Origin of the sequence: Neisseria lisongii, assembly GCF_028463985.1 — a bacterium.
Classification (GTDB): Bacteria; Pseudomonadota; Gammaproteobacteria; order Burkholderiales; family Neisseriaceae; genus Neisseria; species Neisseria lisongii.
Genome location: NZ_CP116766.1, coordinates 1,692,144 through 1,717,132 on the forward strand (window position 1 = coordinate 1,692,144; position 24,989 = coordinate 1,717,132).

General features: G+C 52.6%; 27 protein-coding genes. 5 read left to right on the forward strand and 22 right to left on the reverse strand.

Features of this window, described 5'->3' with window-relative positions:
• Positions 1–115: 115 nt before the first annotated feature.
• From PJU73_RS07790 to PJU73_RS07880, 19 genes are all read right to left on the reverse strand, one after another.
• The gene (locus PJU73_RS07790; protein ID WP_237090752.1) at positions 116–415 is read right to left on the reverse strand and encodes a DUF2818 family protein; all 300 of its coding nucleotides are present in this window, start codon (positions 413–415) and stop codon (positions 116–118) included.
• Between the two features lie 319 nt (positions 416–734).
• The gene (gene nuoN, locus PJU73_RS07795; RefSeq protein ID WP_237090751.1) at positions 735–2,183 is read right to left on the reverse strand and encodes an NADH-quinone oxidoreductase subunit NuoN; all 1,449 of its coding nucleotides are present in this window, start codon (positions 2,181–2,183) and stop codon (positions 735–737) included.
• Positions 2,184–2,191: 8 nt separating this feature from the next.
• A complete protein-coding gene (locus PJU73_RS07800; protein ID WP_237090750.1) occupies positions 2,192–3,691 on the reverse strand; it encodes an NADH-quinone oxidoreductase subunit M in 1,500 nt (499 codons plus the stop codon).
• A gap of 114 nt (positions 3,692–3,805) precedes the next feature.
• A complete protein-coding gene (nuoL, locus tag PJU73_RS07805; RefSeq protein WP_237090749.1) occupies positions 3,806–5,839 on the reverse strand; it encodes an NADH-quinone oxidoreductase subunit L in 2,034 nt (677 codons plus the stop codon).
• Between the two features lie 41 nt (positions 5,840–5,880).
• The gene (locus PJU73_RS07810; protein ID WP_237090748.1) at positions 5,881–6,651 is read right to left on the reverse strand and encodes a hypothetical protein; all 771 of its coding nucleotides are present in this window, start codon (positions 6,649–6,651) and stop codon (positions 5,881–5,883) included.
• A 54-nt stretch (positions 6,652–6,705) separates the two neighbouring features.
• The gene (gene nuoK, locus PJU73_RS07815) at positions 6,706–7,011 is read right to left on the reverse strand and encodes an NADH-quinone oxidoreductase subunit NuoK (protein WP_237090747.1); all 306 of its coding nucleotides are present in this window, start codon (positions 7,009–7,011) and stop codon (positions 6,706–6,708) included.
• The gene (locus PJU73_RS07820) at positions 7,008–7,661 is read right to left on the reverse strand and encodes an NADH-quinone oxidoreductase subunit J (protein ID WP_237090746.1); all 654 of its coding nucleotides are present in this window, start codon (positions 7,659–7,661) and stop codon (positions 7,008–7,010) included. Before PJU73_RS07820 ends, nuoK begins: the two co-directional genes overlap by 4 nt.
• Positions 7,662–7,744: 83 nt before the next feature.
• A complete protein-coding gene (gene nuoI / locus PJU73_RS07825; RefSeq protein WP_165007013.1) occupies positions 7,745–8,224 on the reverse strand; it encodes an NADH-quinone oxidoreductase subunit NuoI in 480 nt (159 codons plus the stop codon).
• 19 nt (positions 8,225–8,243) lie between these two features.
• Positions 8,244–9,320 carry an NADH-quinone oxidoreductase subunit NuoH gene (gene nuoH / locus PJU73_RS07830; protein ID WP_165007258.1) on the reverse strand — a complete coding sequence of 359 codons (1,077 nt, stop codon included), beginning with the start codon at positions 9,318–9,320 and terminating at the stop codon, positions 8,244–8,246.
• Between the two features lie 2 nt (positions 9,321–9,322).
• Positions 9,323–11,584: an NADH-quinone oxidoreductase subunit NuoG gene (nuoG, locus tag PJU73_RS07835; protein WP_237090745.1), complete on the reverse strand. Its 2,262-nt coding sequence runs from the start codon at positions 11,582–11,584 to the stop codon at positions 9,323–9,325.
• 564 nt (positions 11,585–12,148) lie between these two features.
• A complete protein-coding gene (locus PJU73_RS07840; RefSeq protein WP_237090744.1) occupies positions 12,149–12,541 on the reverse strand; it encodes an endonuclease domain-containing protein in 393 nt (130 codons plus the stop codon).
• A gap of 30 nt (positions 12,542–12,571) precedes the next feature.
• Positions 12,572–13,873: an NADH-quinone oxidoreductase subunit NuoF gene (gene nuoF / locus PJU73_RS07845; RefSeq protein ID WP_237090743.1), complete on the reverse strand. Its 1,302-nt coding sequence runs from the start codon at positions 13,871–13,873 to the stop codon at positions 12,572–12,574.
• Positions 13,874–13,977: 104 nt separating this feature from the next.
• On the reverse strand, positions 13,978–14,265 hold the full coding sequence (locus tag PJU73_RS07850) for a chorismate mutase (RefSeq protein ID WP_371872274.1): 288 nt from the start codon (positions 14,263–14,265) through the stop codon (positions 13,978–13,980).
• Between the two features lie 81 nt (positions 14,266–14,346).
• Complete coding sequence (locus PJU73_RS07855; RefSeq protein ID WP_237090741.1) at positions 14,347–14,664, reverse strand: cupin domain-containing protein; 318 nt, start codon at positions 14,662–14,664, stop codon at positions 14,347–14,349.
• Positions 14,665–14,735: 71 nt separating this feature from the next.
• Complete coding sequence (gene nuoE / locus PJU73_RS07860) at positions 14,736–15,209, reverse strand: NADH-quinone oxidoreductase subunit NuoE (RefSeq protein ID WP_165007028.1); 474 nt, start codon at positions 15,207–15,209, stop codon at positions 14,736–14,738.
• The gene (gene nuoD, locus PJU73_RS07865) at positions 15,209–16,465 is read right to left on the reverse strand and encodes an NADH dehydrogenase (quinone) subunit D (RefSeq protein WP_237090740.1); all 1,257 of its coding nucleotides are present in this window, start codon (positions 16,463–16,465) and stop codon (positions 15,209–15,211) included. The genes nuoE and nuoD overlap by 1 nt, the downstream gene beginning before the upstream one ends.
• On the reverse strand, positions 16,455–17,048 hold the full coding sequence (locus PJU73_RS07870) for an NADH-quinone oxidoreductase subunit C (protein WP_237090739.1): 594 nt from the start codon (positions 17,046–17,048) through the stop codon (positions 16,455–16,457). Before PJU73_RS07870 ends, nuoD begins: the two co-directional genes overlap by 11 nt.
• Positions 17,049–17,052: 4 nt before the next feature.
• Entirely contained in the window at positions 17,053–17,532 is a 480-nt protein-coding gene (locus PJU73_RS07875) for a NuoB/complex I 20 kDa subunit family protein (protein ID WP_066075530.1), read from the reverse strand.
• Positions 17,523–17,879, reverse strand: coding sequence for an NADH-quinone oxidoreductase subunit A (locus PJU73_RS07880; RefSeq protein ID WP_237090738.1), 357 nt, complete (start codon positions 17,877–17,879; stop codon positions 17,523–17,525). The genes PJU73_RS07875 and PJU73_RS07880 overlap by 10 nt, the downstream gene beginning before the upstream one ends.
• Positions 17,880–18,103: 224 nt before the next feature.
• On the opposite strand from PJU73_RS07880, the gene PJU73_RS07885 reads away from it, so the two are divergent.
• The 4 genes from PJU73_RS07885 to PJU73_RS07900 all read left to right on the forward strand — a co-directional run bounded on the left by PJU73_RS07885 (position 18,104) and on the right by PJU73_RS07900 (position 20,124).
• Positions 18,104–18,226, forward strand: coding sequence for a hypothetical protein (locus PJU73_RS07885; protein WP_272606927.1), 123 nt, complete (start codon positions 18,104–18,106; stop codon positions 18,224–18,226).
• Positions 18,208–18,921, forward strand: coding sequence for a tRNA pseudouridine(65) synthase TruC (gene truC, locus PJU73_RS07890; RefSeq protein ID WP_237090737.1), 714 nt, complete (start codon positions 18,208–18,210; stop codon positions 18,919–18,921). Before PJU73_RS07885 ends, truC begins: the two co-directional genes overlap by 19 nt.
• Before the next feature lie 92 nt (positions 18,922–19,013).
• Entirely contained in the window at positions 19,014–19,244 is a 231-nt protein-coding gene (locus PJU73_RS07895; RefSeq protein ID WP_237090736.1) for an exodeoxyribonuclease VII small subunit, read from the forward strand.
• The gene (locus tag PJU73_RS07900) at positions 19,228–20,124 is read left to right on the forward strand and encodes a polyprenyl synthetase family protein (protein WP_237090735.1); all 897 of its coding nucleotides are present in this window, start codon (positions 19,228–19,230) and stop codon (positions 20,122–20,124) included. The genes PJU73_RS07895 and PJU73_RS07900 overlap by 17 nt, the downstream gene beginning before the upstream one ends.
• A 506-nt stretch (positions 20,125–20,630) precedes the next feature.
• Here PJU73_RS07900 and rsgA read toward each other — a convergent pair.
• A complete protein-coding gene (gene rsgA, locus PJU73_RS07905) occupies positions 20,631–21,497 on the reverse strand; it encodes a ribosome small subunit-dependent GTPase A (RefSeq protein WP_237090734.1) in 867 nt (288 codons plus the stop codon).
• A gap of 138 nt (positions 21,498–21,635) precedes the next feature.
• Between rsgA and PJU73_RS07910 the strand changes: the two genes are divergently transcribed.
• On the forward strand, positions 21,636–22,010 hold the full coding sequence (locus PJU73_RS07910; RefSeq protein WP_237090733.1) for a hypothetical protein: 375 nt from the start codon (positions 21,636–21,638) through the stop codon (positions 22,008–22,010).
• Positions 22,011–22,156: 146 nt separating this feature from the next.
• Here the strand turns inward: PJU73_RS07910 and purB are convergent, their stop codons facing one another.
• Both purB and prfB read right to left on the reverse strand, forming a co-directional pair.
• Complete coding sequence (gene purB, locus PJU73_RS07915) at positions 22,157–23,527, reverse strand: adenylosuccinate lyase (RefSeq protein ID WP_237090732.1); 1,371 nt, start codon at positions 23,525–23,527, stop codon at positions 22,157–22,159.
• Positions 23,528–23,884: 357 nt separating this feature from the next.
• Positions 23,885–24,988 carry a peptide chain release factor 2 gene (gene prfB, locus PJU73_RS07920; protein ID WP_237090731.1) on the reverse strand — a complete coding sequence of 368 codons (1,104 nt, stop codon included), beginning with the start codon at positions 24,986–24,988 and terminating at the stop codon, positions 23,885–23,887.
• Position 24,989 lies beyond the last annotated feature (1 nt).

The following is a 24,989-nucleotide window of genomic DNA, read 5'->3' on the forward strand; positions in this document are numbered from 1 at the left end:
AGCGAGTTTCTGCGAAGCTAAAACGAACACCGTGAGTTTCTGCGAAGCTAAAACGAGCAAAGCGAGTTTCTGCAAAGCTAAAACCGCAGGTTTCGCTGACATAAGGGAAGCGGGATTATTCCCGATTGCGGCTGTGCCAAAAATAGCGCCACACAAAACACGGAAAAGCAAAAATCAGATACATGCAAACGGCAATCACATAAAACGCCCACCCCTGCGCCTGAACCGCTCCGGCACGGGATTCGAGAATATACGCCAGCAGGGCGGTAACGGCAAAGCCAATGGCCAACTCCAGCAGATGATGGCCGAAATGTTTGCGGTTTAAAGTCAAAATGCCGAGAAACTTGGGCGTGAGAAACGGGGCATTGGCAAAAATCAGCGCCAACACCAGCAGGATATACATTGCAGAAGTCATGATAATTCCGTTTGTCTGCGGTCTTTTGAGAGAAAGGCTATAGTGGATTCACTTTAAAAGTAGTACAAGGCGGCGAGCCGCAGACAGTACAGGTAGTACGGCTAGGCGAGTCAACGCTGTAATACTTTTAAAGTGAATTCACGATATTCTATAACAATTACCCATCCGAAGACAGTAGGCTAATAAATTGCTCCGCCTGATATCGGGAATTCACTTTAAAAGTATTACTGCGTTGGCTCGCCGCCCTGTCCTACTGTTTAGTAAATTCACGATATATTAAAACGGCAACCTTTAACAGGTTGCCGTTTGTCTGTGTAATTTACAGCGTATTGTTCAATGCCGCTGCGCACCAGTCGATAACGGTCTGCGGCATAATGCCCCACAGCAGCAGCAGTAAAGCATTGACGCTCAATAAAATTTTGGCGGCGCAATTTCCACCTGTCGGGCGTAGGTGGGCGGATTCGTCAAAATACATCACTTTGACCACCCGCAGATAGTAGAACGCACCAATCAGGGACATAATCACGGCAAACACGGCCAAGGCGGCGTGACCTTGCGAGAGCAGGGCTTTAATCACGGCAAATTTGGCATAGAAACCCATCAGCGGCGGAATGCCCGCCATGGAAAACATCGCCAGCAGCATTAAAAAGGCATACCACGCATTGCGCTGGTTCAGACCGGCAAGGTCTTGGATTTCTTCACATTCAAAGTCCTGATTCGACAAGGCCATCAATACGCCGAAGCCGACGGCGCTCATCACCACATAGGCAACGGCGTAATACAAGCCTGCGGCAAAGCCGACTGCACCCGCCATAAACGCCAGCAGGATAAAGCCCATATGCGACACGGTGGAATAGGCCAGCATACGTTTGATATTGGTCTGCATAATGGCGGCAAGGTTACCGACCAACAGCGAGGCAACGGCAAGAATGGCAAGCATTTGCGCCCAGTCTTGGCTGACCGGCCCCAAGCCGGTAACCAGAATGCGGAAGGCAAACACGACTGCGGCAACTTTCGGCGCAGTGCCGACAAAAGCAGTTACCGAAGTCGGCGCACCGTGGTACACGTCCGGCACCCACATATGAAACGGCACAGCACCGAGTTTGAAGGCGATGGCAACAACAATGAATACCAAGCCCAGTTTCAGCAGCCACATCCATTGACCGGCTTGTCCGTCAAACGCTGCGGCCAACACGCTGGCAAATTCCAGCGAACCGGTTGCACCGTACACCATGGAAATGCCGTAGAGCAGCAGGCCCGAAGCCAGCGCACCGAGTACGAAATATTTGAGGGCAGCTTCGGCGGCACGGGCGGAATCCCGGCGCATGGCAATCATGGCATAAAGCGCCAGCGATAAAAGTTCCAAACCGATATAAGCGGTGAGGAAGTGTCCGGCGCTGATCATCACGCTCATGCCCAGCAGGGCAAACAGCGACAGGGTATAAAATTCGCCTTTAAACATCCCCCGCATTTGGTTATACGGTTTGCTGTACACAAACAGACCGAAGGTCATGGCATACAGCACCAGCTTGGAAAAGCGGGACATGCCGTCTGAAATATACATGCCGCTGAAAGAAGACAGGCTGCCCTGTTCCCACACCGCCAGCTGGGTCAGCGCCACGATTGCCACGCCCGCCAGACTCAGCCAGTGGGTCAGATAACGGTTTTTGTCGCTGATCCACAAATCGGCGAGCAACACCGCCACCAACACTGCAAGCAATACGATTTCAGGCAGGGCGGAAAACATATTCAAATCATTCCAGTTCATTCAACACCTCAAATCTTGCTTTGTGCAACGTGGGCAATCAAGTCGTTTGCCGCCTGATGAACCACTTCAATAAAGGCTTGCGGATACAGGCCCATACCCAATACGGCAACCGCCAATACCGCCAGAATCAGAAATTCCCGACAGTTGATGTCTTTCATCTCGGCAACGTGCGGATTATGGATAGCGCCGAAAATCACCCGTTTATACATCCACAGGGTATAAGACGCACCGTAAATCAGCGTCAGCGCTGCCAGCGCACCAATCCAGAAATTGACTTCCACCGAACCCATAATCACCATAAATTCGCCGACAAAGCCGGAAGTTGCCGGCAAGCCTGCGTTGGCCATGCCGAACAGCATCATAAAGGCGGCAAATTTCGGCATCACATTCACCACGCCGCCGTAGTCGGCAATATTGCGGGTGTGCAGCCGGTCATACATCACGCCGATACACATAAACATTGCCGCCGACACGAAACCGTGCGAAATCATCTGGATAACGGCACCTTTGAGCGCCCAGTCGTTCAATTCGCCGCCGACAAACAGGAACATACCCAGCGTTACAAAACCCATATGGCTGATGGAAGAATACGCCACCAGTTTTTTCATATCGGTCTGCACCAGTGCCACCATGCCGATATAAATCACGGCAATCAGGCTCAATACGATAATTACCGGCGCAAAATAGCGGGAAGCGTCAGGCAGAATCGGCAGGATAAAGCGCAAAAAGCCGTATGCACCCAGTTTCAGCGTAATCGCCGCCAGCACCATCGAACCGCCGGTCGGTGCTTCAACGTGGGCATCGGGCAGCCAAGTATGCACGGGGAACATCGGCACTTTCACCGCAAACGACAGGAAAAACGCCACAAACAAAAGCTGTTGCACACCCATCGGAATCTGTTTCAGATTTTGGAAATCGGCAATCGCAAAGCTTCCGCCCGCCTGATAGGAAAGATACACCATCGCCACCAGCATTAAGAGCGAACCCATCAGAGTATAGAGAAACAGTTTCACCGAAGCATACACCCTGCGCGGACCGCCCCACACGCCGATAATCAGATACAGCGGAATCAGCATACCCTCGAAGAATACATAAAACAGAATCGCATCCTGCGCCGCAAATGCGCCGTTAATCAGACCCGACATCACCAAAAACGCCGCCATATACTGCGCCGCACGCTTCTGAATCACTTCCCAGCCCGCCAATACCACCATCAGCGTGATAAACGCATTCAGGATAATAAACAGCACGGAAATGCCGTCCACGCCCAAAGCGTAATTGATTTTCAAAAGCGGAATCCACTCGTGAAACTCGGTAAACTGATAGCCGCCGCTCAAACGGTCAAACTGCGTAAACAGCGGCAGCGTAACCAAAAATCCGGCCGCCGCACCGATTAAGGCGATCACACGGGCCAGCGGCGCACGCTGATCCGATCCCGTCGCCAACACCAGCAGGCCCGCCAGTATCGGCACCCATATTGACAAACTAAGCAAGTTATTGAAAAACATCGTTTTACCTGTTTTCTCTATTTTAATTCTTAAATGATGTCCGGCCCGGGTTTTCAGACGGCCTCAAGGCCGTCTGAAAATAAGCCAAGCAGACTTCTATGCAGCTAAAACCGCTTATCCGGCAAACAGCCGCCAGAACGTTACACCGATCAGCACCAGCACGCCGACCACCATCGCTGCGGCGTAGGTATAGATAAAGCCGGTTTGGGCTTTGCGCACTTGGGCGGCGACACCGCCGACCAGTTTGGCGGCATTGTTCACGATACCGTTGTCGATAATGGCCACATCACCGACTTTCCAGAAGAAATTGCCCAACGCTCTCGAACCTTTGGCGAATACGGCAAAATACACAGTATCCAAAAAGTATTTGTTGTCCAACAGTTTATAAACCGGGCTGACAGCAGCAGCGATTTTTTCCGGCAAATGCGGCGCTTTGACATACAGCAGCCAAGCCGTTGCCACACCCGCCAAGGCCAGATACAGCACGGGCGAAGTGAAACTGTGTGCCACCATGCCCAATGCGCCGCCGTGGTGGGCAAATTCATGTGCCATTTCGCTCATCACCGGATGGGCTTGATGATTGACGAAAATCACGTCTTTGAAAAAGTCGCCGTACAGCAGCGGCTCAATGGCAATGTAGCCGATAATCAGCGACGGCACAGCCAGCACCAGCAGCGGCAAGGTTACAACCAGCGGGCTTTCGTGCGGATTGTCGTCTTTGCCCAAGCCGTGATGATGGGCATCGTCGTGATGGTGGCCGTGTTGGATTTCACGCCATTTTTCTTTGCCGTGGAACACCATAAAGTATTGGCGGAACGCATAAAATGCGGTTACAAACACGCTTGCCAGCACGGCGAAATAGGCGAAACCGCTGCCCGGCAAAGTGCTGGCTTTTGCCGCTTCGATAATCGAATCTTTGGAATAGAAACCGGAGAAAAACGGTGTGCCGATCAGCGACAGATTGCCAATCAACATTGTCAGCCAAGTAATCGGCATGTATTTTTTCAGATTACCCATGTGGCGCATATCTTGGTCGTGGTGCATACCGATAATGGCACTGCCCGCCGCCAAAAACAGCAGGGCTTTGAAAAATGCGTGGGTCATGACATGGAACATGGCAACCGAGTAGGCGGATGCACCCAGCGCAACCGTCATATAACCCAGTTGCGACAGCGTGGAATATGCCACCACCCGTTTGATGTCGTTTTGGATCACACCCAAGAAACCCATAAACAGGGCGGTAATTGCGCCGATAATCATGATGAAGTTCAAGGCGGTATCGCTCAATTCGTACATCGGCGACATACGGGACACCATAAACAGACCTGCCGTTACCATGGTTGCGGCGTGAATCAGTGCCGAAATCGGGGTCGGGCCTTCCATCGAATCGGGCAGCCAGACGTGCAGCGGGAATTGGGCGGATTTACCCATTGCACCGACAAACAGCAGAATGCAGGTTACGGTCATCAGCGACCATTCGATACCGGGGAAAAGCTGGATCGTGGCGTTTTGCACATTCGGCAGATAGGCGAATACGTCTTGATAACGCAGGCTGCCGCCGAAATACGCCAACACCAAACCGATGCCGAGGATAAAGCCGAAGTCGCCGACACGGTTCACCAAAAACGCTTTCAGATTGGCAAAGGTGGCGCTTTCTTTTTTGAAGTAGAAACCGATCAGCAGGTAAGACACCAAGCCCACAGCTTCCCAGCCGAAGAAGAGCTGGATAAAGTTGTTGCTCATAATCAGCATCAACATACTGAAGGTAAACAGGGAAATATAGCTGAAAAAGCGTTGGTAGCCGGTTTCTTCGTCGTGCATATAGCCGATAGTGTAGATATGCACCATCAGCGACACGCTGGTAACCACCACCATCATCATGGCGGTCAGGCTGTCCACCAGAAAGCCGACTGAAAAATCCAAGCCGCCCATTGTCAGCCAAGTATAGACGTTTTCGTCAAACTGGGTGCGTGTGCCGTCGATAAAGCCCCACAGCACATAGGCCGACAATGCCGCCGACACCGCCACGCCGAGAATGGTCGCCGTGTGCGCCCCTGCCCTGCCGATTTTGTTGCCGAACAGACCCGCCAGCAGGCAGCCCAGAAGCGGCGTGAGTGCGATGGTTAAATATAAAGTCATCTCGTTCATTTGATTGAACCTTTTAATTTTTAAACTTCTTTAGTTTCTAATTATTCACTTAACCTTGCGGTATACCTAATAATATAGAACCCCGGTTCTAACATACCTGAATTACTATTTATATGTACATTAAAATCAGTAGTTTTACCGCAGCCTTGTGTTACTTTTAATTGTTTCTCTTGTTCCTCAGATTTATATGGTGATGTAGCCAATTCCACATTATCAAGTTTAGGTATATCAGAAAAAGGAGGGGTAAACTTACCTGTTGCTGTCGTGATTTTAGTCTTTCCAATAACCTCAATAATCAATACGCCACATTCCTCCTGGTCTGTCCTAGATGATATATTTTGTTTAACCTTTGCTACTGATGATTGCATTTTGTAGGACGGGACAAGTGCTTTTGTTTTTGTTTCAACTAGAGAAGCGGTTAATGCAGAAACCTGTTCTTGCTGTAAACGAGAAATTTCCATGAGTTTATCTTCCGCAATCTGCTTACCGGCTCCGGGAAGAGATTGTATCTGTGACAATAACTCTTCAATTTTTGAAGTTAATTCGATATTTTGCTCTGTAAAATTTTCTCCAACACCATCTCCTCCTGTCCAATACCCAACAGCCCTACGAACAATTTCTGTTATTTCAGATTGGATGTTCAATACAGCCGTTTCTATTTTCGTAACGGCAGCTTGAGTTTGAGTGGCAGCCTCTGTTGATTTTTTGTAAATATCCCACGAAAGCCATGCCATAAAGATAGATAGAATAAAAGCTGCAATAGCCAATGCAAAAGAAATAATTGAAAACAAATCCATCTGATATTGTTGCATTCTCTTACCTCATATTTTTCAGACAACTTTCATTGACAAAGCCATCTAAAAACATCAACCCTTAAGCGTATCCAACTCGGCCACGTTAATGCTTTGGCGGTTGCGGTACACCAATACCATAATTGCCAAACCGATGGCGGATTCTGCGGCGGCTACGGTCAATACGAAAAATACGAAAATCTGTCCGGCGGTGTCGCCCAGATATTGGGAAAAGGCGATAAAGTTAAAATTCACCGCCAGCAGCATCAGCTCGATCGACATCAGCAGGACCAGCACGTTTTTGCGGTTCATAAAAATGCCCATAGCGCTGATACCGAACAGCAGCGCACCCAATACCAGATAATGTGTCAGGGTAATCATGCTCCGCCCTCCTGTTTGCCGGTTTCGGCTTCTTCTTGATTTTCAGACGGCTTCACCGCTGCCATTTTGACCAGACGCATACGGCTTTCGTCTGCGGTAACTTTAACCTGATCGCCCGGATTGATGTATTTCGGGTTGGTGGATTTACGGTGTACCAAAACAATCGCCGCCACCATGCCCAACACCAGCAGCACCGCCGCCAGTTCGAACGGCAGCAGATAAGTGGTGTAAATGCGGCTGCCCAAATCTCGGATATTGTTGTAATCGGCGGGAATGTCTTTCATTTCGCCGAATGCCGCCAGATTGGTTTGCGGGTTGATCAGAATCAGAATCAGCGCCACAGCAAACAATGCGCCGACAATGCCCGCCACCGGCGCATGCCGCCAAAATCCGGCACGCATTTCTTCGATGTCGATGTTTAACATCATCACCACAAACAAAAACAGTACCATCACAGCGCCAACGTACACCACCACCAACGTGATGCCCAAAAACTCCGCCTGCATCAGCAGCCACATCATCGCCGACACGCAGAAGGTCAGCACCAGATGCAGCGTGGCATGGACGGGGTTTTTGGCGGTTACGGTCCGCACTGCGCCATAGAGAATGATGGCGGCAAAAATATAAAACATAATGAGGGAGAAAGTCATGATTTCCGCTCTTTCTTAATATTCAACAAACCGTTGCAGGCCGTCTGAAAACAAGGATTATCAATTTTCAGACGGCATCGGCATCAGCGGTACGGCGCATCGGCCGCTTTGCGTTTGGCAATCTCGGCTTCGTATTGGTCGCCGATGGCCAAGAGAATCGGCTTGGTCATATGCAGATCGCCTTTTTTCTCGCCGTGGTACTCAAAAATATGGGTTTCCACAATCGCATCGGTCGGACAGGCTTCTTCGCAGAAACCGCAGAAAATACATTTGGTTAAATCGATATCGTAGCGAGTGGTGCGGCGGGTGCCGTCTTCACGTTCTTCCGATTCGATGTTGATTGCCATCGCCGGACAAACCGCTTCGCACAGTTTGCAGGCAATGCAGCGCTCTTCGCCGTTGGGATAACGCCGCTGGGCGTGCAAGCCCCGAAAACGCACCGACTGCGGCGTTTTTTCTTCGGGGAAATAAATCGTGTCTTTGCGGGCGAAAAAGTTTTTGAGCGTTACGCCCATGCCTTTTACCAATTCGCCGAGCAGGAAGGTTTTGAATAAATTAGCCATAATTGTTTACACCTGATCTTTATTTCCACAAACTCAGCGGCGAAACCATCCACAATGCCAGTATCACGATATAGGCAAAGCCGATCGGAATCAGGATTTTCCAGCCCAAACGCATGATTTGGTCGTAGCGGTAGCGCGGGAAGGTGGCACGAATCCACAGGTAGCCGTATAACACGAATGCCATTTTGGCAAACATCCACAGGGCGCTCGGTGCGCCGATAATGCCCCAGCTTTGCGGGAACGGCGACAGCCAGCCGCCAAGGAACATCAGCGCCGTCAGGGCGGCAATCAAAATCATGAAGATGTATTCGGCAAGGAAAAACAGGGCAAAAGCAAAGCCGGAATATTCGACGTGGAAACCGGCCACGATTTCGGATTCGCCCTCGGCCACGTCAAACGGCGCACGGTTGGTTTCGGCAACAGCGGAAATCAGATAAACGATAAACACCGGAAACAGCGGCAGCCAGTTCCACGACAATACCGAACCGCCGGCAATGCCTTTGGCCTGTTCGGCCACGATGTCGGAAAAGTTCATGCTCCCCGACACCATCACCACGCACACCAGCGCCGCACTCATGGCGATTTCGTAGGAAATGCTTTGTGCGGAAGAACGCATGGCGCCGAGGAAGGAATATTTCGAGTTGGACGCCCAACCGGCAATAATCACGCCGTACACCGACAACGAGGTAATCATCAGGATATACAGCAAGCCCAAATTGATGTTGGTCAGCACCCATTCTTCGGAAAACGGAATCACCGCCCACGCTGCAAACGAGGGGGCGAGCGAGAGAATCGGGCCGATGTAGAACAGGGCTTTGTTGGACAGTTTCGGGCGGGTAACTTCTTTAAACAGCAGCTTGAACACGTCGGCAAACGGCTGAATCAAGCCCCACGGGCCGGTTACGTTGGGGCCGACGCGCAGCTGCATAAAGCCGATGACTTTACGCTCGAAATAGGTCAGATAGGCCACGGTGAGAATCAGCGGGATTAAGATAATCACGATTTTGAGCAGCACCGATACCACCAAACCGACCGTTACGCCCAAACCGCCCATGCCCAATGTTACGGCAAACAGGTTTTCAAACCATTCCTGCATGATTATTCCCCTACCAGTTCAATCGGGTTCATCAACGCACCCAACGCTGTATTTTCGCTGTGCAGCGGCAGATGTACCACGTTTTCGGCAATATTTTTATCGGCAACCACGGCCACCCGCAGGCTTTCAGTGTTTTGTTTGGCAAGGGCGAAGCCGCCGTCTTTTAAGCCGAGCGCAGCCAAAGTATTCGGGTGGACACGGGCGGCAGGCACGGCGGCATGGCCGGTTGCCTGCAGCGGTGCAGAACGGCGGACAATGGCATCAGTATGATAAATGCCGACACCGCCGGTACGCAGCAGGGTTGAAGCCGTCTGAAAATGCGCTTCGCCCGACCAAGTGCAGCGGTTGTCGAGTTTTGCCGCCAGCGTTTCGGCCAAGCCGCTTTCTTTCAAAATTTCTTCGCTGTGTTGGTAGTCAAACCCGCTCAAGCCGAACAGATTGCCCAATACCCGCAATACTTTCCACAACGGACGGGCTTCGCCGTAGGCCTGCACCACGCCGTGGAAGGGTTGCAGACGGCCTTCCATATTGACGAAGCTACCCGAAGTTTCGGTAAACGGCGCAATCGGCAGCAGCACATCGCAAACGTCAAGCAGAGTATCGCTGACATACGGGGTAAACGCCATCACGCTTTTTGCCTGTTTCAATGCCGCCACGGCTGCTGTGCCATTGGCCACATCGATTTCAGGCTCGACATTCAGCAAAATCACCGCCTGTTTCGGCTCGGCAATCATTTGCGGAATGCTTGCCCCGCTGTTGATACCCAGTGCGGCCGCACCAACGCTGTTTGCCGCCTGCGGCAGAATGCCCAAAACAGCGCCGGTAGCGGCGGCCAGCTCTTGTGCGGCGGCGTAAACAGCAGCGTAATCAGGGTGGTTTTGCACTTCCGCACCCAAAATAATGGCGGCTTTTTCAGCCTGCTTGAGGCTGGCAAAAACGGTATTATCAATGTCGGTCGCCCATTTTTTCAGACGGCCTGCCCACTCGGCGGGGTGCTGCGCTTCTTGCGCCAGCAGCGGCATATTCAGCGTTTCCTTGCGGCTGCCCAATACGCTCAGTTGCAGATGTCCTTGCGCCGCCACCCGCAGACGGGCGGTTAGCAGCGGCTGTTCTTGGCGCAGATTGGCACCGACCACCAAAACCGCATCGTTATCGGCCAAATCCTGAATGCTTTGTCCCAGCCATTGCGCACCTTTGAGGCCGTCTGAAAGACGGTGATCCTGCTGTTGCAGACGGGTATCGATATTGCCGATGCCCAAACCAGCGGCAAGTTTTTTCGCCAGATACAGCTCTTCCACCGTATTCATCGGGTTCGCCCAAATGCCGATTTGGTCTTGGTTGCCGTCTTTGGCGATACATTCCACCGCATTGCGGACGTATTCGAGGGCGGTTTTCCAATCAACATCAATCCACTCGCCGCCCTGCTTGATTTTCGGCGTTTTCAGACGGCTTTCGTGATACAGGCCTTCGTAGGCGAAACGGTCGCGGTCGGACAGCCAGCATTCGTTGATGGCTTCGTTCTCCAGCGGCAATACACGGCGGACGGTGTGTTCTTTGGTTTGTACAATCAGATTCGAGCCGAGCGAGTCGTGTGCCGAAACCGATTTGCGGCGGTTGAGTTCCCAGCTTCGGGCATCGAAGCGGAACGGTTTGCTGGTCAATGCGCCGACCGGACACAAATCAATCACGTTGCCCGACAATTCGGTTTCCACCGCTTTGCCGATAAACGGCATGATTTCGGAATGCTCGCCCCGCCCCGCCATGGCAATTTCCTGCACGCCGGCGATTTCTTCGGTAAAACGCACGCAGCGGGTGCAGTGGATACAGCGGCTCATTTCTTCGGCAGACACCAGCGGCCCCATGTCTTTGCCGACAACGGAGCGTTTTTCTTCGGTATAACGGCTGGCAGTTTTGCCGTAGCCCATCGCCAAATCCTGCAACTGGCATTCGCCACCTTGGTCGCATACGGGACAATCCAACGGGTGGTTGATCAGCAGAAATTCCATCACGCCCGACTGCGCTTCTTTGGCCTTGGGCGAATGGGTATGCACCACCATGCCGTCGGTTACCGGCGTGGCGCAGGCCGGCAAAGGCTTAGGCGCTTTTTCCACTTCCACCAGACACATACGGCAGTTGGCGGCGATAGAGAGTTTTTTGTGGTAACAGAAATGCGGGATATACGTGCCGAGCCGGTGGGCGGCTTCGATTACCGTCGTCCCCTGCTCTACCGCAAGCTGTTTGCCATCGATTTCGATTTGTAACATGGTAAGTTTCCTAGTTACGGATTTTTAAGGTTTTTTGTTTGGCTGCCTGAAGCGGGCAGATTTACTGCACCTGATTTTCAGACGGCCTGATGTTATTTAGTGAGGTTTGCAAATCAAACCGTTTTTCTATTCTGTATTTACCGATTGCAAAAGTATCGCTTTAGCAATCTGTTCCTTCCCCCGTCCGGCGGGGGAAGGCTAGGAAGGGGGTGGCTTCCAAACTGTTTACAGCCTTTATTTATTGCACGTATTGCACGACATTTACGAACCGAAGCCCGCCGTACCACCCTTCCCCTAACCCCTTCCCGCCTGCGGGACGGGGAACAGGTTACTGCTATTTTACTGGTTTTCAGACGGCATTATTTCACCAACTAAAAAGTATCACTTTAGCAATCTGTTCCTTCCCCCGCCCGGCGGGGGAAGGCTAGGAAGGGGGTGGCTTCCAAACTGTTTACAGCCTTATTTATTGCACGTATTGCACGACGTTTACGAACCAAAGCCCATCGTGCCACCCTTCCCCTAACCCCTTCCCGCCAGCGGGACGGGGGACAGGTTACTGCTATTTTACTGGTTTTCAGACAGCCTTTGTTTCACTCGGTCTACCCGACTACCACACATTTCAACAATCTTTGCCAATACTGCGGCCGTCTGCTGCAAAACTTCATTATTCCAAAAACGTAATACGCAATAGCCTTGGTTGTTGAGAAACTCGGTACGTTTGCTGTCATAAACAGCCTGTTCGGCATGCTGTCCGCCGTCCAATTCGACAATCAGTTTGTGTTCCATACAGACAAAGTCGACAATATACGGGCCGATTGTCTGCTGTCGGCGGAACTTCATACCGTTCAAACGCTTGTCCCGCAAGCTATACCAAAGCCGTTGTTCGGCAAGCGTCATATTGCGTTTCAAATTGCGGGCATTGTTTTTTAATGCCGGATTGCGGGTACTGTAACGCATATTGCTTGATTTTCAGACGGCCTCAACGTTTTACCAGCCGCCCCAACAGTGTTCTTTCATCGGTTTGCCGTGTTCGATGTAATGCACAAATTCGTCACGGAAATGTTTAGTGAAGCTGCGCACGGGGAACACGGCGGCATCGGCGAGGGCGCAGATGGTGCGGCCGGCCATTTGGTTGCCGATTGAATCCAAGAGTTCCAAATCTTCCATGCGGCCTTTTCCCTGTACGATGCGGTGGACAATGCGGTAGAGCCAGCCTGTTCCTTCACGGCATGGAGTGCATTGGCCGCAGGATTCTTCAAAATAGAAGTAGCTCAAACGCTCCAAGGCTTTGACCATGCACACGTCTTCGTCCATCACGATAATTGCACCCGAACCGAGCATCGAACCGGCTTTGGCGACCGAGTCGTAGTCCATATTGGTGTTCATCATGATGTCGGCGGGCAACACGGGGGCGGACGATCCGCCCGGAATCACGGCTTTGAGTTTTTTGCCGCCGCGCATTCCGCCCGCCATTTTTAAGAGTTCGGCAAATGGTGTTCCCAGCGGCACTTCGTAGTTGCCGGGGCGTTCGACATGGCCGGAAATGGAAAACAGTTTGGTACCGCCTGCGCCTTCTACGCCTTGTTCTAAGAAAGTCCGGCCGCCGTCCCGAATGATAAATGGGACAGACGCAAACGTTTCGGTGTTGTTGATGGTGGTCGGTTTGCCGTATAAGCCGAATGAAGCGGGGAACGGCGGTTTGAAGCGGGGCTGGCCTTTTTTGCCTTCCAAACTTTCCAACAAGGCGGTTTCTTCGCCGCAAATATAGGCACCGTAGCCGTGGTGGGCGTGGAGTTCAAATGAGAAATCCGTTCCCAGAATGTTGCTGCCCAAAAATCCGGCGGCACGGGCTTCGGCGAGAGCGGCTTCAAAGCGTTGGTAGCCCTCGAAAATTTCACCGTGGATATAGTTGTAACCCGCCCGGCAGCCCATGGCGAAACCGGCAATAATCATGCCTTCAATCAGAGCATGGGGGTTGAACATGATGATGTCGCGGTCTTTAAACGTACCCGGCTCGCCCTCGTCGGTATTGCAGACGACGTATTTTTCGCCCGGAAACGAACGGGGCATAAAGCTCCATTTCAAACCGGTGGGGAAGCCCGCACCGCCGCGCCCGCGCAGCGCCGAGGTTTTGACTTCGGAAATGACATCGTCTTGGGTCATGGGTTGGGTCAGAATACGGCGCAGGGCTTGGTAGCCGCCCCGTTTGACGTATTCTTCCAGTTTCCAGCAATCGTGTTGGGCGGTATCGACTTGGTCGAAAATCACGCCTGATTGGTAAATAGCCATTTTGCTTATCTCGGGTATTTCGGTTTTTTTGTCCGGACGGCTGTTTGAGGCCGTCTGAATTTTTCGGGTTGGTTTTGTTGGTTAAATCAACTGTCTGAACTGTGTCAAACAGTGTGTTTGTTCACTTCGGTTTCCAAACGGATAAACGCCTCAATCATCGCCTGCCACACGGCTTCGGCCACATCGGGCGACAGCCCCGCCGCTTCTGCCTGCAGCCGTCGGGCGGCAAGCACTTGGGCGACTCTTTCAGGGGCGGCAACGGCCTGTGCATCATTTTTCGGCTTCAGTTTTCCCGCCTGCTCCACCAGTTTCTGCCGCTCGGCCAGCAGCTTAATGAGCTGCATGTCCAAGCCGTCGATGGCTTGCCGGACTTGTTTGAGGTCGTCCATCATTTTCTCCATTGGTCTGCCGCTTGGCTTTTCAGGCCGTCTGAGAACCGCTTTTCAGACGGCCTCTGTTTTCTGCAACTTTGTTTATACGCTGCCTTCTTTTTCAATTACCAAAATCCGTGCCGCGCCCTGCGGGCGGGCAAGGTGTTCTGTGCCGACGGCGGCGAAGAAAATATCGCCTGCCTGCAAACGTACGATTTGTTCTACGCCGTGTTCCCGATAGTGTATATCGACTGTGCCGCTCATCACAGCAAACACTTCTTCGCCGTCGTTAATGTGCCAACGGTAAGGCTGATCCGTCCAATGCAGGCGTACGGTAATGCCGTTCATATTGGCAATATCCAATGCACCCCACGCTCTGTCGGCGGTAAATTCGGCGCTGCGGATGATTTGCTGGCTCATGTTTTGTCCTGTTTCGCCATGGCCGCTGCTTTTTTCGGCCGATGCCGTCTGAAAAGCGGTTTTCAGACGGCCTATTGCAATTCCGCCAGTTTGGCTTCAATCGCTTCGGCACTCATAAAGCTGCACATTTTGTGGTTGTTCACCAACATCACCGGTGCATCGCCGCAAGCACCCATACATTCGCCCTCAATCAGGGTAAATTTACCGTCAGGCGTGGTTTCGCCGTAGCCGATACCGAGTTTCTGTTTCAGGTATTCGCCGGCATCCACGCCGCCCCGCAGGGCGCAGGGTAGGTTGGTGCAGACGGTGAGCTTGTATTTGCCCACAGGCTCGAGTTGGTACATATTGTAAAACGTGGCGACTTCGTATGCCTGCGCTGCGCTGATGCCGATGTAGTCGGCAACAAAGGCGATGGTTTCGGGGGCGAGCCAGCCTTTTTCTTCCTGCGCAATCCGCAGGGCGCTCATGGTGGCGGAACGGCGTTGGTCGGCGGGATATTTTGCCAGCTCGACATCAATCAGTTGTAAAGATTCTGCGGATAACATTAGCGGTCAACCTCCCCGAATACGATGTCTTGTGTGCCGATAATCGCCACCACGTCGGCCAGCATGTGGCCTTTTGCCATTTCGTCCATACCTTGCAGGTGGGCAAAGCCCGGCGCACGGATTTTCAGGCGGTAGGGTTTGTTGGCGCCGTCTGAAATAATATAAACGCCGAATTCGCCTTTCGGATGCTCGACGGCGGTATAGGTTTCGCCTTCGGGAACGTGCATGCCTTCGGTAAACAGTTTGAAATGGTGGATTAAGTCTTCCATGCCGGTTTTCATTTCGCTGCGTTTGGGCGGAGCGAATTTGTGGTTTTCGGTAATCACCGGCCCCGGATTGGCACGCAGCCATTCGGAACATTGTTTGATAATACGTACCGACTGACGCATTTCCGCCATGCGGCACAGATAACGGTCGTAGCAGTCGCCGTTCACGCCGACCGGAATATCGAAATCCATTTGGTCGTACACTTCATACGGCTGGGTTTTGCGGATGTCCCACGCCACGCCGGAACCGCGCAGCATCACGCCGGTAAAGCCTTTCTGCATGGCACGCTCGGGCGACACCACGCCGATGCCGACAGTACGCTGTTTCCAAATACGGTTGTCGGTCAGCAGGGTTTCCAGCGTGTCGATGTTTTGCGGGAAACGTTCGCAGAAAGCGTCGATAAAATCAAGCATGGTGCCTTCACGGGCTTCGTTGAGCTGTTTCAAGACTTTGGCGTTGCGGAACTTGCTGCTTTCGTATTTCGGCATAAAGTCGGGCAAATCCCGATAAACGCCGCCCGGACGGAAATAAGCGGCGTGCATACGTGCACCGGAAACCGCTTCGTATAAGTCCATCAGCTCTTCACGGTCACGGAAGGCATAGAGAATGGCGGTCATGGCGCCGATGTCGAGGGCGTGCGAGCCGACACCCATCAAATGGTTGAGAATGCGGGTTACTTCGGCAAACATGGTGCGGATATATTTGGCACGGATCGGTACATCAATCCCGGCCAGCTTTTCTACCGCCAGACAATACGCCTGCTCATTGACCATCATGGAAACATAGTCCAAACGATCCATATACGGCAACGCCTGCAGATAGGTTTTGGTTTCCGCCAGCTTTTCCGTACCCCGGTGCAAAAGGCCGATGTGCGGGTCGGCACGGACGATGGTTTCGCCTTCCAATTCCAAAATCATACGCAACACGCCGTGCGCCGCAGGGTGTTGCGGGCCGAAGTTGATGGTGTAGTTTCTTAATTTATTGCTCACCGAAATGCTCCTCACGCACAATACGCGGCGTAATCTCACGAGGTTCGATGGTTACCGGCTGGTAAACCACCCGTTTTTCCGCTTCGTCGTAACGCATTTCCACATAGCCGGAAACCGGAAAATCTTTGCGGAACGGATGGCCGACAAAGCCGTAATCGGTCAGAATGCGGCGCAAATCAGGGTGGTTGTTGAACAGAATGCCGTACATATCGAAGGCTTCCCGCTCGTACCAATCGGCACTGTTGTAAATATCCACCACCGATTCCACCAACGGGAAATCATCGTCTTGCGCCCATACTCGGACACGGATACGCCGGTTGTTTTTCACCGACAATAATTGGCTGACCACGGCAAAACGTTTGCCTTGCCAAGTCTGATTGCGGTAACTGCTGTAATCCACGCCGCAAAGGTCGATTAGCGATTCAAAATGCAGCGCTTCGTTTTCTTTCAACACCGTCATCACTTCACGGTAGTGCTGCGGCAGACATTCAATGGTAATTTCACCCAAACGGTTGATGATATTCAGGATTTTATCACCCAGAATATCGGATACTGTTTGCTGGAAGTTGCTTAAAGTTGCCATGCTCTCAGTCCCGTGCGATGGTTGATGTGCGTTTGATTTTCTGCTGAAGCTGAATCAGACCGTAAATCAAGGCTTCGGCAGTCGGCGGGCAGCCCGGTACATATACATCGACCGGCACAACCCGATCTGCGCCACGCACCACCGAATAAGAATAATGGTAATAACCGCCGCCGTTGGCACACGAACCCATAGACAATACCCAGCGGGGTTCGGCCATCTGGTCGTACACACGGCGCAGGGCGGGTGCCATTTTATTGGTCAGCGTACCGGCGACAATCATCAAGTCCGACTGGCGAGGCGACGGGCGGAAAATAATGCCGAAGCGGTCAAGGTCGTAGCGTGCCATACCGGCGTGCATCATTTCCACGGCACAACATGCCAAGCCGAAGGTTACCGGCCACAGCGAGCCGGTACGCATATAGTTCAATACCGTGTCGGCGCTGGTGGTAACAAACCCTTTTTTCAATACGCCTTCTATTCCCATTCCAACGCTCCTTTTTTCCATTCGTACACGAAGCCGACCGTCAGCACGGCAATAAACACCAGCATGGACCAAAATCCGAACATGCCCAAATCCTTGAACACCACCGCCCAAGGGAACATAAATGCCACTTCCAAATCAAAGAGAATAAAGAGAATCGCCACCAGATAGTAGCGCACGTCAAACTTCATGCGGGCGTTTTCAAACGCTTCAAAGCCGCATTCAAACGGCGTATCCTTTTCCGCATAGTGGCGTTTGGGTCCCAAAACCGTTCCCAACAGGATGAATGCGATGCCCGCAATCAGCCCGATCAGGACGAACAGGAGAACTGGAAAATAACTGGCCAACATGGTTGCACCCGTATTGTGAATAGAAAACAGAAAAATATTCCGATATTTTAACGGAGTTTTACTTGTCTTTAAAGGTTAATCTGCGGAATAGGCCGAAAAAAATCCAATGTTTTCAAACTCTTTTTGAGAATAATTATTATTTGCACAATGATTCGGCTATTTGGTTTAGCCGGTCTAATTCTTTCAGACAGGCGATAACTGTCCTTTTTCTTATTGCAAAGTCGATGTTTTCCATTTCAAGGCAAACCCGATTTTCAGACGGCCTCACGCCCTTGACTTATCCCCTGCGCCGCCCTACCCTTGCCCCTTTGCCCTACCGACACCCGCCATGCCGTCTGAAAACCTGACCATCCTTCATCACGACCCATATTGCATCGCCATCAACAAACCCGCCGGTATGCTGGTACACCGAAGCTGGCTCGACAGCCGTGAAACCCGCTTTGCGGTGCAGACCCTGCGCGACCAAATCGGGCGGCACGTTTACCCCGTCCACCGCCTCGACCGCCCCACTTCGGGCGTATTGCTGTTTGCATTCGACAGCGAAACCGCCCACCTGCTTTCCCGACAGTTTACCGACAAACAGGTACACAAAACCTATTGGGCCATTGTGCGGGGGCATTTGCCCGACAGCGGCCGCATCGACTATCCGCTCAAATACCAACCCGACCGCCTCGCCGAAGCACACACCGAAGCCACGCTGCAGGATGCCGTTACCGATTTCCGCTGTTTGGGGCGCACCGAATTTCCCTTCCAATCCGCCCGCCGCTACCCGACTTCCCGCTATTCTTGGGCAGAACTGACCCCGCACACCGGCCGCAAACACCAGCTTCGCCGCCATCTGAAACACATTTTCCACCCCATTGTCGGCGACACCAACCACGGCGATTTGCGGCAAAACCACGCCGTTGCCGACCATCTGGGCAGCCACCGCCTGATGCTGCACGCCCGCAGCCTGACCTTCCGCAGCTTGGACAACGGCCAACCGCTGACCGTAACCGCCGACACCGACGAACAATGGGCATTGTGGCTTCCCCATTTTTAAACAGCCGCCCCAACCCGATTTTCAGACGGCCTTGGCCGCCCGTAAAAATGCTACAATAGCCCGTTTACATTTAATCCAATCCGCCGAATACCATGAAAAAAACCGCCGCACCCAAATCCTTTGAAGATGCCGTCAAACGGCTGGAAGCCCTTACCCAAGCCATGCAGAGCAGCGAAATGCCGCTGGAACAAGCCCTTGCCGCCTATCAGGAAGGCAACGAATTGGTCAAATACTGTCAAACCAAACTGGCAGAAGTCGAACAAAAACTGCACGTTCTCGATGCCGGAGAAATGAAGGAGCTGAACCTTGACCCAAGCGAATGACCTCAAAAGCTGGCAACATCAGGCGCAGGCACAAACCGAACTGCTGCTCGCCCGCCTGATGCCGTCTGAAAACCAAACCCCGCACACCCTGCACCAAGCCATGCGCTACGTTACCCTCGGCGGCGGCAAACGCCTGCGCCCGCTGCTGGTACTCGCCGCCGCCGAACTGGGCAGCGCCGACCCCGCCGCCGTCGAAGCCGCCATGGCCGCTGTCGAAATGATCCACGTCTATTCGCTGGTTCACGACGACATGCCCGAAATGGACAACGACAGCCTGCGGCGGGGCAAGCCCACTTGCCATGTGCAATACGATCAAGCCACCGCCCTGCTGACCGGCGATGCCCTGCAAACCCAAGCCTTCGACATCTTAAGCCGCCCGACCGGATTGCCCGCAGAGCGCCAGCTCAAAATGGTCGCCCTGCTCGCCCAAGCCGCCGGCAGCCTCGGCATGGCAGGCGGACAGGCGATTGACTTGGCCAACGTCGGCAACGCCATGACCCAAGCGCAACTCGAACACATGCACCGCCTCAAAACCGGCGCTCTGATTCGTGCCGCCGTCGGCCTCGGCGCACTCGCCTGCACCGACCTCGACGACGAAGCCCGCCGCCGCCTCGATGCCTATGCCGAACGCCTCGGCCTCGCCTTCCAAGTTATCGACGACGTACTCGACTGCGAAGCCGACACCGCCACCCTCGGCAAAACCGCCGGCAAAGACCAAGAGGCCGACAAACCGACCTACGTCAAACTGATGGGCCTCGCCCCCGCCCGCCGCTACGCCGAAACCCTGATCGCCGAAGCCCTCGAACAGATCGCCCCGTTCGGCGGAAAAGCCGCCCACCTGCGCCAACTGGCGGAATTTGTCGTTGCCCGCAAAAACTGAACCGCAGCACACAAAACGAAGCCGTCTGAAAAACACGATTTCAGACGGCTTCGTTTATGATGGCTTGAGCGGGAATGAGTGATTTTTAATGGGTTCACTTTAAAAATATTACAACGCAAACGGCCTTTTCCCAATTTTAGCTTCGCAGAAACTCGTTACCCTCATTTTGGCGAAACCTACGGTTTTATAGTCAATTAACCTAAAAAATATGACACCGTAGCGAGCCACCCTTCCCCTAACCCCTTCCCGCCAGCGGGACGGGGGACAGTGTGCAGGTGGCATTAGCTTACTGGCTTGTACAGAAAATTCAGTGTTTTAACTATAGCTCCGCAGAAACTCGCTACGCTCGTTTTCAGACGGCATCAATGTGAATTAAAGAACACGTGCGTGCTAAAGCATGCACGCTACACGCTGTTCCGTCCCACTGGCGGGAAGGGGTTAGGGGAAGGGTGGTTTGCGTGAGTTGTAATATTTTTTTGGTTAATGCACTATATAATGAATTGAATTTACCGCAGCAATTCATCGGTAATCTTCTGCAGCAAAGCCAAACGGTCGGGGCGGATTTCGCCGGTTTCCGCCGCCTGTTTGACACGGCAGCCGGGTTCGGCACGGTGGGTGCAGTTGTGGAAGCGGCATTGTCCGGCAAGATGTTTCAAATCGGGGAAATAGCCGATTAAATCCGCCGCTTCGAGATGATACAGCCCGAATTCCTGCAAACCGGGGGAATCGATTAAATGCGTGCCGCCGTCCAAATCATAGAGTTGGGCGTGGGTGGTGGTGTGTTTGCCCGAATCGAGGGCGGTGGAAATTTCGCCGGTGCGGGCGGCGGCGTTGCCCAAGAGGGCATTGGTCAGCGTGGATTTGCCCATGCCGCTCTGACCCAGCAGAATATTGGTGCGCCCCGCCATCAGCGGCTTGAGCGTGTCCGCCCCGTCTAGCGCACAGGTTTCGACCAGCGGATAACCCAAGGTTTGATAAAACGCCAGCTTTTCCCGCCACACGGCGGTTTCGGGCAAATCGGCTTTGTTCAACACAATAACGGCATCAATCTGTGCCGCCTCCGCCGCCAGCAGCGCCCGCTGGACAAACGTCTCACTCGGACTGGGCGAAGCCGCCAACACGATAAACAGCCGATCGACATTGGCGGCAATCAGCTTGGTTTTCCAAGCGTCTTGGCGGTAAAGCAGGCTTTGGCGGGGCAGAAAATCCTCAATCACCGCCTGCTCGCCGTTAATCGGACTGATACGGACAAAATCGCCGCAGGCAAAATCGACCCGCTTTTTGCGGGTGGTGGCATCATAAGTTTTGCCGTCTTGAGTGCGGACGATATAGCGGCGGCCGTAGCTGGTGATGATTTGGGCGGTATCGCTCATATTGGCAGTCAAACCCTGAGGTGGAAACGGCTTATTTTACAGAAATTCGGCAAGGCCGTCTGAAAATGTGTTGTTTATGGATAAAGCGAAAGTAGCGGGAAGGAATAGTAGATTAATATATCGTTACGAACTAAAATAATGAAAGAATTAGACATTTCTCTTAATATAGAAATTCCGATTCTAAAGAGAACATTCAATATTCTTGCAACCACAGCATATCTCTGCGCTAAGCACAATTTAAAAATAGTGCTTTATGCAGCCCGTAACGTACATACAACAAAGTATAGCGAAATAACTAATCAAGGAGACAAAATGCTCAAAAGAATAAGAATGCTTAAAAAGACAAAAAGGCTCAAGAAAACAAACATGCATTGGCGTGTCGTTTTTCAAAGAGCAGGGGCAGGCAGGAACAATCGTGATGCTACTCAAGTTTTTGTTAAAACAGCAGCAGAGGCAAAAAGGATTATCAGGCGGAAATATAAAGCACGCATTATCTCTTGCAAGCCTACTTAAAACATAAAGCAAATGTGGGGTGTGAGTAAACACATTACACACAAATGCCGTCTGAAAATCGATTTTAGCTTCGCAGAAACCCGCTTGGCTCGTTTTCAGACGGCATGTTTTTTAATTTTTCAATCAAACCAATCAGTTAAAACCCATCAGATCCGTTTGGCCAATTCTTCCGCTTTGCCCACATAGCCTGCAGGGGTCAGCGCCAGCAGTGCGGTTTTGGCTTCGCTTGGAATATCAAGGGCTTCGATAAAGGTTTTCAGCACTTCGGGCGTGATGCCGTCTTTGCCGCGGGTGAGGTCTTTCAGTTTTTCATACGGATTGGCGACACCGTAGCGGCGCATTACGGTTTGAATCGGTTCGGCCAAGAGTTCCCAAGTGGCGTTCAGATCGGCGGCAAGGGCGGCGGGGTTGGGTTCGAGCTTGTTCAGGCCGCGCAGGTGGGCGGTGAAGCCGAGAACGGTGTAGCCGACACCGACACCCATATTGCGCAAAACGGTGCTGTCGGTCAAATCGCGTTGCCAGCGGGACACGGGCAGTTTTTCCGCCAAAAAGCCCAACACGGCGTTGGCCATACCGAGGTTGCCTTCGGAATTTTCAAAGTCGATGGGATTGACTTTGTGCGGCATGGTCGATGAGCCGACTTCGCCCGCTTTGACTTTTTGTTTGAAATAACCCAGTGAAATATAGCCCCACACATCTCGGTTGAAATCGATCAGAATGGTATTGACACGGCTGACGGTTTGGAACAGTTCCGCCATGTAGTCGTGCGGCTCGATTTGAATGGTGTAGGGGTTGAAGGTGAGGCCGAGCGACTGTTCGACAAAGCGGCGGCAGTGGTTTTCCCAATCGATGTCGGGATAAGCGACCATGTGCGCATTGTAGTTGCCGACTGCACCGTTGATTTTGCCTAAAAATTCCTGTTTGCCCAACAATTCGGCTTGGCGCTGCAGGCGGTACACGACGTTGGCGATTTCTTTGCCCAGCGTGGTCGGGGTGGCAGGTTGGCCGTGGGTGCGGCTCATCATGGGAACGGCGGCGAGTTCGTGCGCCATTTCGGTAAGTTTGGCAATGATTTCATTGAGCTTCGGCAACAAGACATCGTTGCGGGCTTCCTGCAGCATCAAGGCGTGCGACAGATTGTTGATGTCTTCGCTGGTGCAGGCAAAATGGATAAATTCGGCAGCGGCGGCAACTTCGGCAACCTCGGCAAAACGCTGCTTGAGCCAATATTCGATGGCTTTTACGTCGTGATTGGTGGTGGCTTCGATGGCTTTGACCGCTGCGGCATCTTCCAGCGAGAAACCGGCAATTACCCGATCGATTTCCGCCAGCGTGGCTTCGCCAAATGCCGGCACTTCGGCGATTTTCGGTTCGGCAGCCAAGGCTTTGAGCCATTCCAATTCGACTTTGACACGGGCTTTCATCAGGCCGTATTCGGAAAAAATCGGGCGCAGGGTTTCTACGGATTTGGCGTAGCGGCCGTCAAGCGGGGAAAGGGCGGCAATCGGATTAATCATGTTGCGGTTCCTGTGAGCTGAAAAGAGAAAGAAAAACGGGCGGCGCAGAGACTCGCCGGATGGTCGGCATTATACCTGATTTTACGGCGTTTCGGTTTGGCAGCGTGTGAAAATAAACGTGGAATTGTTGACAATCAGGCCGTCTGAAAACGGGAGATTGCCGATGATTGCGGGTTTGGCAGCGAACCATGCTTCGCCCACCCCTTTTCCACCGATGAGACGAGGGAACAGATTGCAGAATGGATTGGGTATCAGCGTGTTTCGACCACAAAAAAGCGGACAATACATTGTCCGCTTTTTTTCTTTCGCTTGCCATGCCGTCTGAAAACTGCATTTTCAGACGGCATGTCCCGATAGTTACACGCCCTGTTTCAGGCTGGCTTCGATGAAGCCGTCCAAATCGCCGTCCAACACGGCTTTGGTATTGCCGACTTCGTGGCCGGTGCGCAAGTCTTTAATGCGTGAGGAATCCAAAACATAGGAACGAATCTGGCTACCCCAACCCACATCGGACTTGCCCTCTTCCAGAGCCTGTTTTTCCTCGTTGCGTTTGCGCATTTCCAACTCATACAACTTGGCTTTCAGCATATCCATCGCCGCCGCTTTGTTGGCGTGTTGCGAACGGTCGTTTTGGCACTGCACCACAATCCCCGTCGGTTCGTGGGTAATGCGCACCGCCGAATCGGTTTTATTGATGTGCTGACCGCCTGCGCCCGAAGCACGATAAGTGTCGATACGCAAATCGGCAGGGTTAATTTCGATTTCGATGGAATCGTCGATTTCGGGATAAACGAACACGGACGCAAACGAGGTATGGCGTTTGTTGTTCGAGTCAAACGGCGAGTAGCGCACCAAGCGGTGAACGCCGGTTTCGGTGCGCAGCAGGCCGTAGGCGTATTCGCCTTCCAAGCGGATGGTGGCACGGTTGATACCGGCGATTTCGCCGTCGTCTTCTTCGAGAATTTCCAGCTTGAAGCCTTTGCGTTCGGCGTAGCGGCTGTACATACGCAACAGCATACCCGCCCAGTCTTCCGCTTCCGTACCGCCTGCGCCGGCGGTAATGTCGATAAAGCAGTTGTTCGGGTCGGCAGGCTGGTTGAACATCCGTTTGAATTCCAAATCCGCCATCTGTTTTTCCAAACCGGCAACGTCTTCCTGAATGGCGGCGAAACCTTCTTCGTCGTTCTCTTCGATGGTCATCTCGATCAACATACGGTTGTCGTCGATACCGGTGGCGATGGTGTCGAGCGTCAGCACGATGCCTTCGAGGATTTTGCGTTCTTTACCGATTTCTTGGGCGCGTTTGGGGTCGTTCCACAATTCGGGATCTTCCGACAGGCCGATGACTTCTTCAAGGCGTTCTTTTTTGCCTTGGTAGTCCATATAGACACGGATGTCAGCGCTGCGGCGTTCCAAGTCGTCGAGCGTATTATTGAGCTGATTGATTACTTCGGCTTCCATG

What these genes read in the sequence shown, in the direction of transcription:
- PJU73_RS07790 (WP_237090752.1), bottom strand. Translation starts at nt 415, where the DNA reads ATGACTTCTGCAATGTATATCCTGCTGGTGTTGGCGCTGATTTTTGCC.
- nuoN (WP_237090751.1), bottom strand. Translation starts at nt 2,183, where the DNA reads ATGAACTGGAATGATTTGAATATGTTTTCCGCCCTGCCTGAAATCGTA.
- PJU73_RS07800 (WP_237090750.1), bottom strand. Translation starts at nt 3,691, where the DNA reads ATGTTTTTCAATAACTTGCTTAGTTTGTCAATATGGGTGCCGATACTG.
- nuoL (WP_237090749.1), bottom strand. Translation starts at nt 5,839, where the DNA reads ATGAACGAGATGACTTTATATTTAACCATCGCACTCACGCCGCTTCTG.
- PJU73_RS07810 (WP_237090748.1), bottom strand. Translation starts at nt 6,651, where the DNA reads ATGCAACAATATCAGATGGATTTGTTTTCAATTATTTCTTTTGCATTG.
- nuoK (WP_237090747.1), bottom strand. Translation starts at nt 7,011, where the DNA reads ATGATTACCCTGACACATTATCTGGTATTGGGTGCGCTGCTGTTCGGT.
- PJU73_RS07820 (WP_237090746.1), bottom strand. Translation starts at nt 7,661, where the DNA reads ATGACTTTCTCCCTCATTATGTTTTATATTTTTGCCGCCATCATTCTC.
- nuoI (WP_165007013.1), bottom strand. Translation starts at nt 8,224, where the DNA reads ATGGCTAATTTATTCAAAACCTTCCTGCTCGGCGAATTGGTAAAAGGC.
- nuoH (WP_165007258.1), bottom strand. Translation starts at nt 9,320, where the DNA reads ATGCAGGAATGGTTTGAAAACCTGTTTGCCGTAACATTGGGCATGGGC.
- nuoG (WP_237090745.1), bottom strand. Translation starts at nt 11,584, where the DNA reads ATGTTACAAATCGAAATCGATGGCAAACAGCTTGCGGTAGAGCAGGGG.
- PJU73_RS07840 (WP_237090744.1), bottom strand. Translation starts at nt 12,541, where the DNA reads ATGCGTTACAGTACCCGCAATCCGGCATTAAAAAACAATGCCCGCAAT.
- nuoF (WP_237090743.1), bottom strand. Translation starts at nt 13,873, where the DNA reads ATGGCTATTTACCAATCAGGCGTGATTTTCGACCAAGTCGATACCGCC.
- PJU73_RS07850 (WP_371872274.1), bottom strand. Translation starts at nt 14,265, where the DNA reads ATGATGGACGACCTCAAACAAGTCCGGCAAGCCATCGACGGCTTGGAC.
- PJU73_RS07855 (WP_237090741.1), bottom strand. Translation starts at nt 14,664, where the DNA reads ATGAGCCAGCAAATCATCCGCAGCGCCGAATTTACCGCCGACAGAGCG.
- nuoE (WP_165007028.1), bottom strand. Translation starts at nt 15,209, where the DNA reads ATGTTATCCGCAGAATCTTTACAACTGATTGATGTCGAGCTGGCAAAA.
- PJU73_RS07870 (WP_237090739.1), bottom strand. Translation starts at nt 17,048, where the DNA reads ATGGCAACTTTAAGCAACTTCCAGCAAACAGTATCCGATATTCTGGGT.
- PJU73_RS07875 (WP_066075530.1), bottom strand. Translation starts at nt 17,532, where the DNA reads ATGGGAATAGAAGGCGTATTGAAAAAAGGGTTTGTTACCACCAGCGCC.
- PJU73_RS07880 (WP_237090738.1), bottom strand. Translation starts at nt 17,879, where the DNA reads ATGTTGGCCAGTTATTTTCCAGTTCTCCTGTTCGTCCTGATCGGGCTG.
- PJU73_RS07885 (WP_272606927.1), top strand. Translation starts at nt 18,104, where the DNA reads ATGTTTTCCATTTCAAGGCAAACCCGATTTTCAGACGGCCTCACGCCC.
- truC (WP_237090737.1), top strand. Translation starts at nt 18,208, where the DNA reads ATGCCGTCTGAAAACCTGACCATCCTTCATCACGACCCATATTGCATC.
- PJU73_RS07895 (WP_237090736.1), top strand. Translation starts at nt 19,014, where the DNA reads ATGAAAAAAACCGCCGCACCCAAATCCTTTGAAGATGCCGTCAAACGG.
- rsgA (WP_237090734.1), bottom strand. Translation starts at nt 21,497, where the DNA reads ATGAGCGATACCGCCCAAATCATCACCAGCTACGGCCGCCGCTATATC.
- PJU73_RS07910 (WP_237090733.1), top strand. Translation starts at nt 21,636, where the DNA reads ATGAAAGAATTAGACATTTCTCTTAATATAGAAATTCCGATTCTAAAG.
- purB (WP_237090732.1), bottom strand. Translation starts at nt 23,527, where the DNA reads ATGATTAATCCGATTGCCGCCCTTTCCCCGCTTGACGGCCGCTACGCC.
- prfB (WP_237090731.1), bottom strand. Translation starts at nt 24,988, where the DNA reads ATGGAAGCCGAAGTAATCAATCAGCTCAATAATACGCTCGACGACTTG.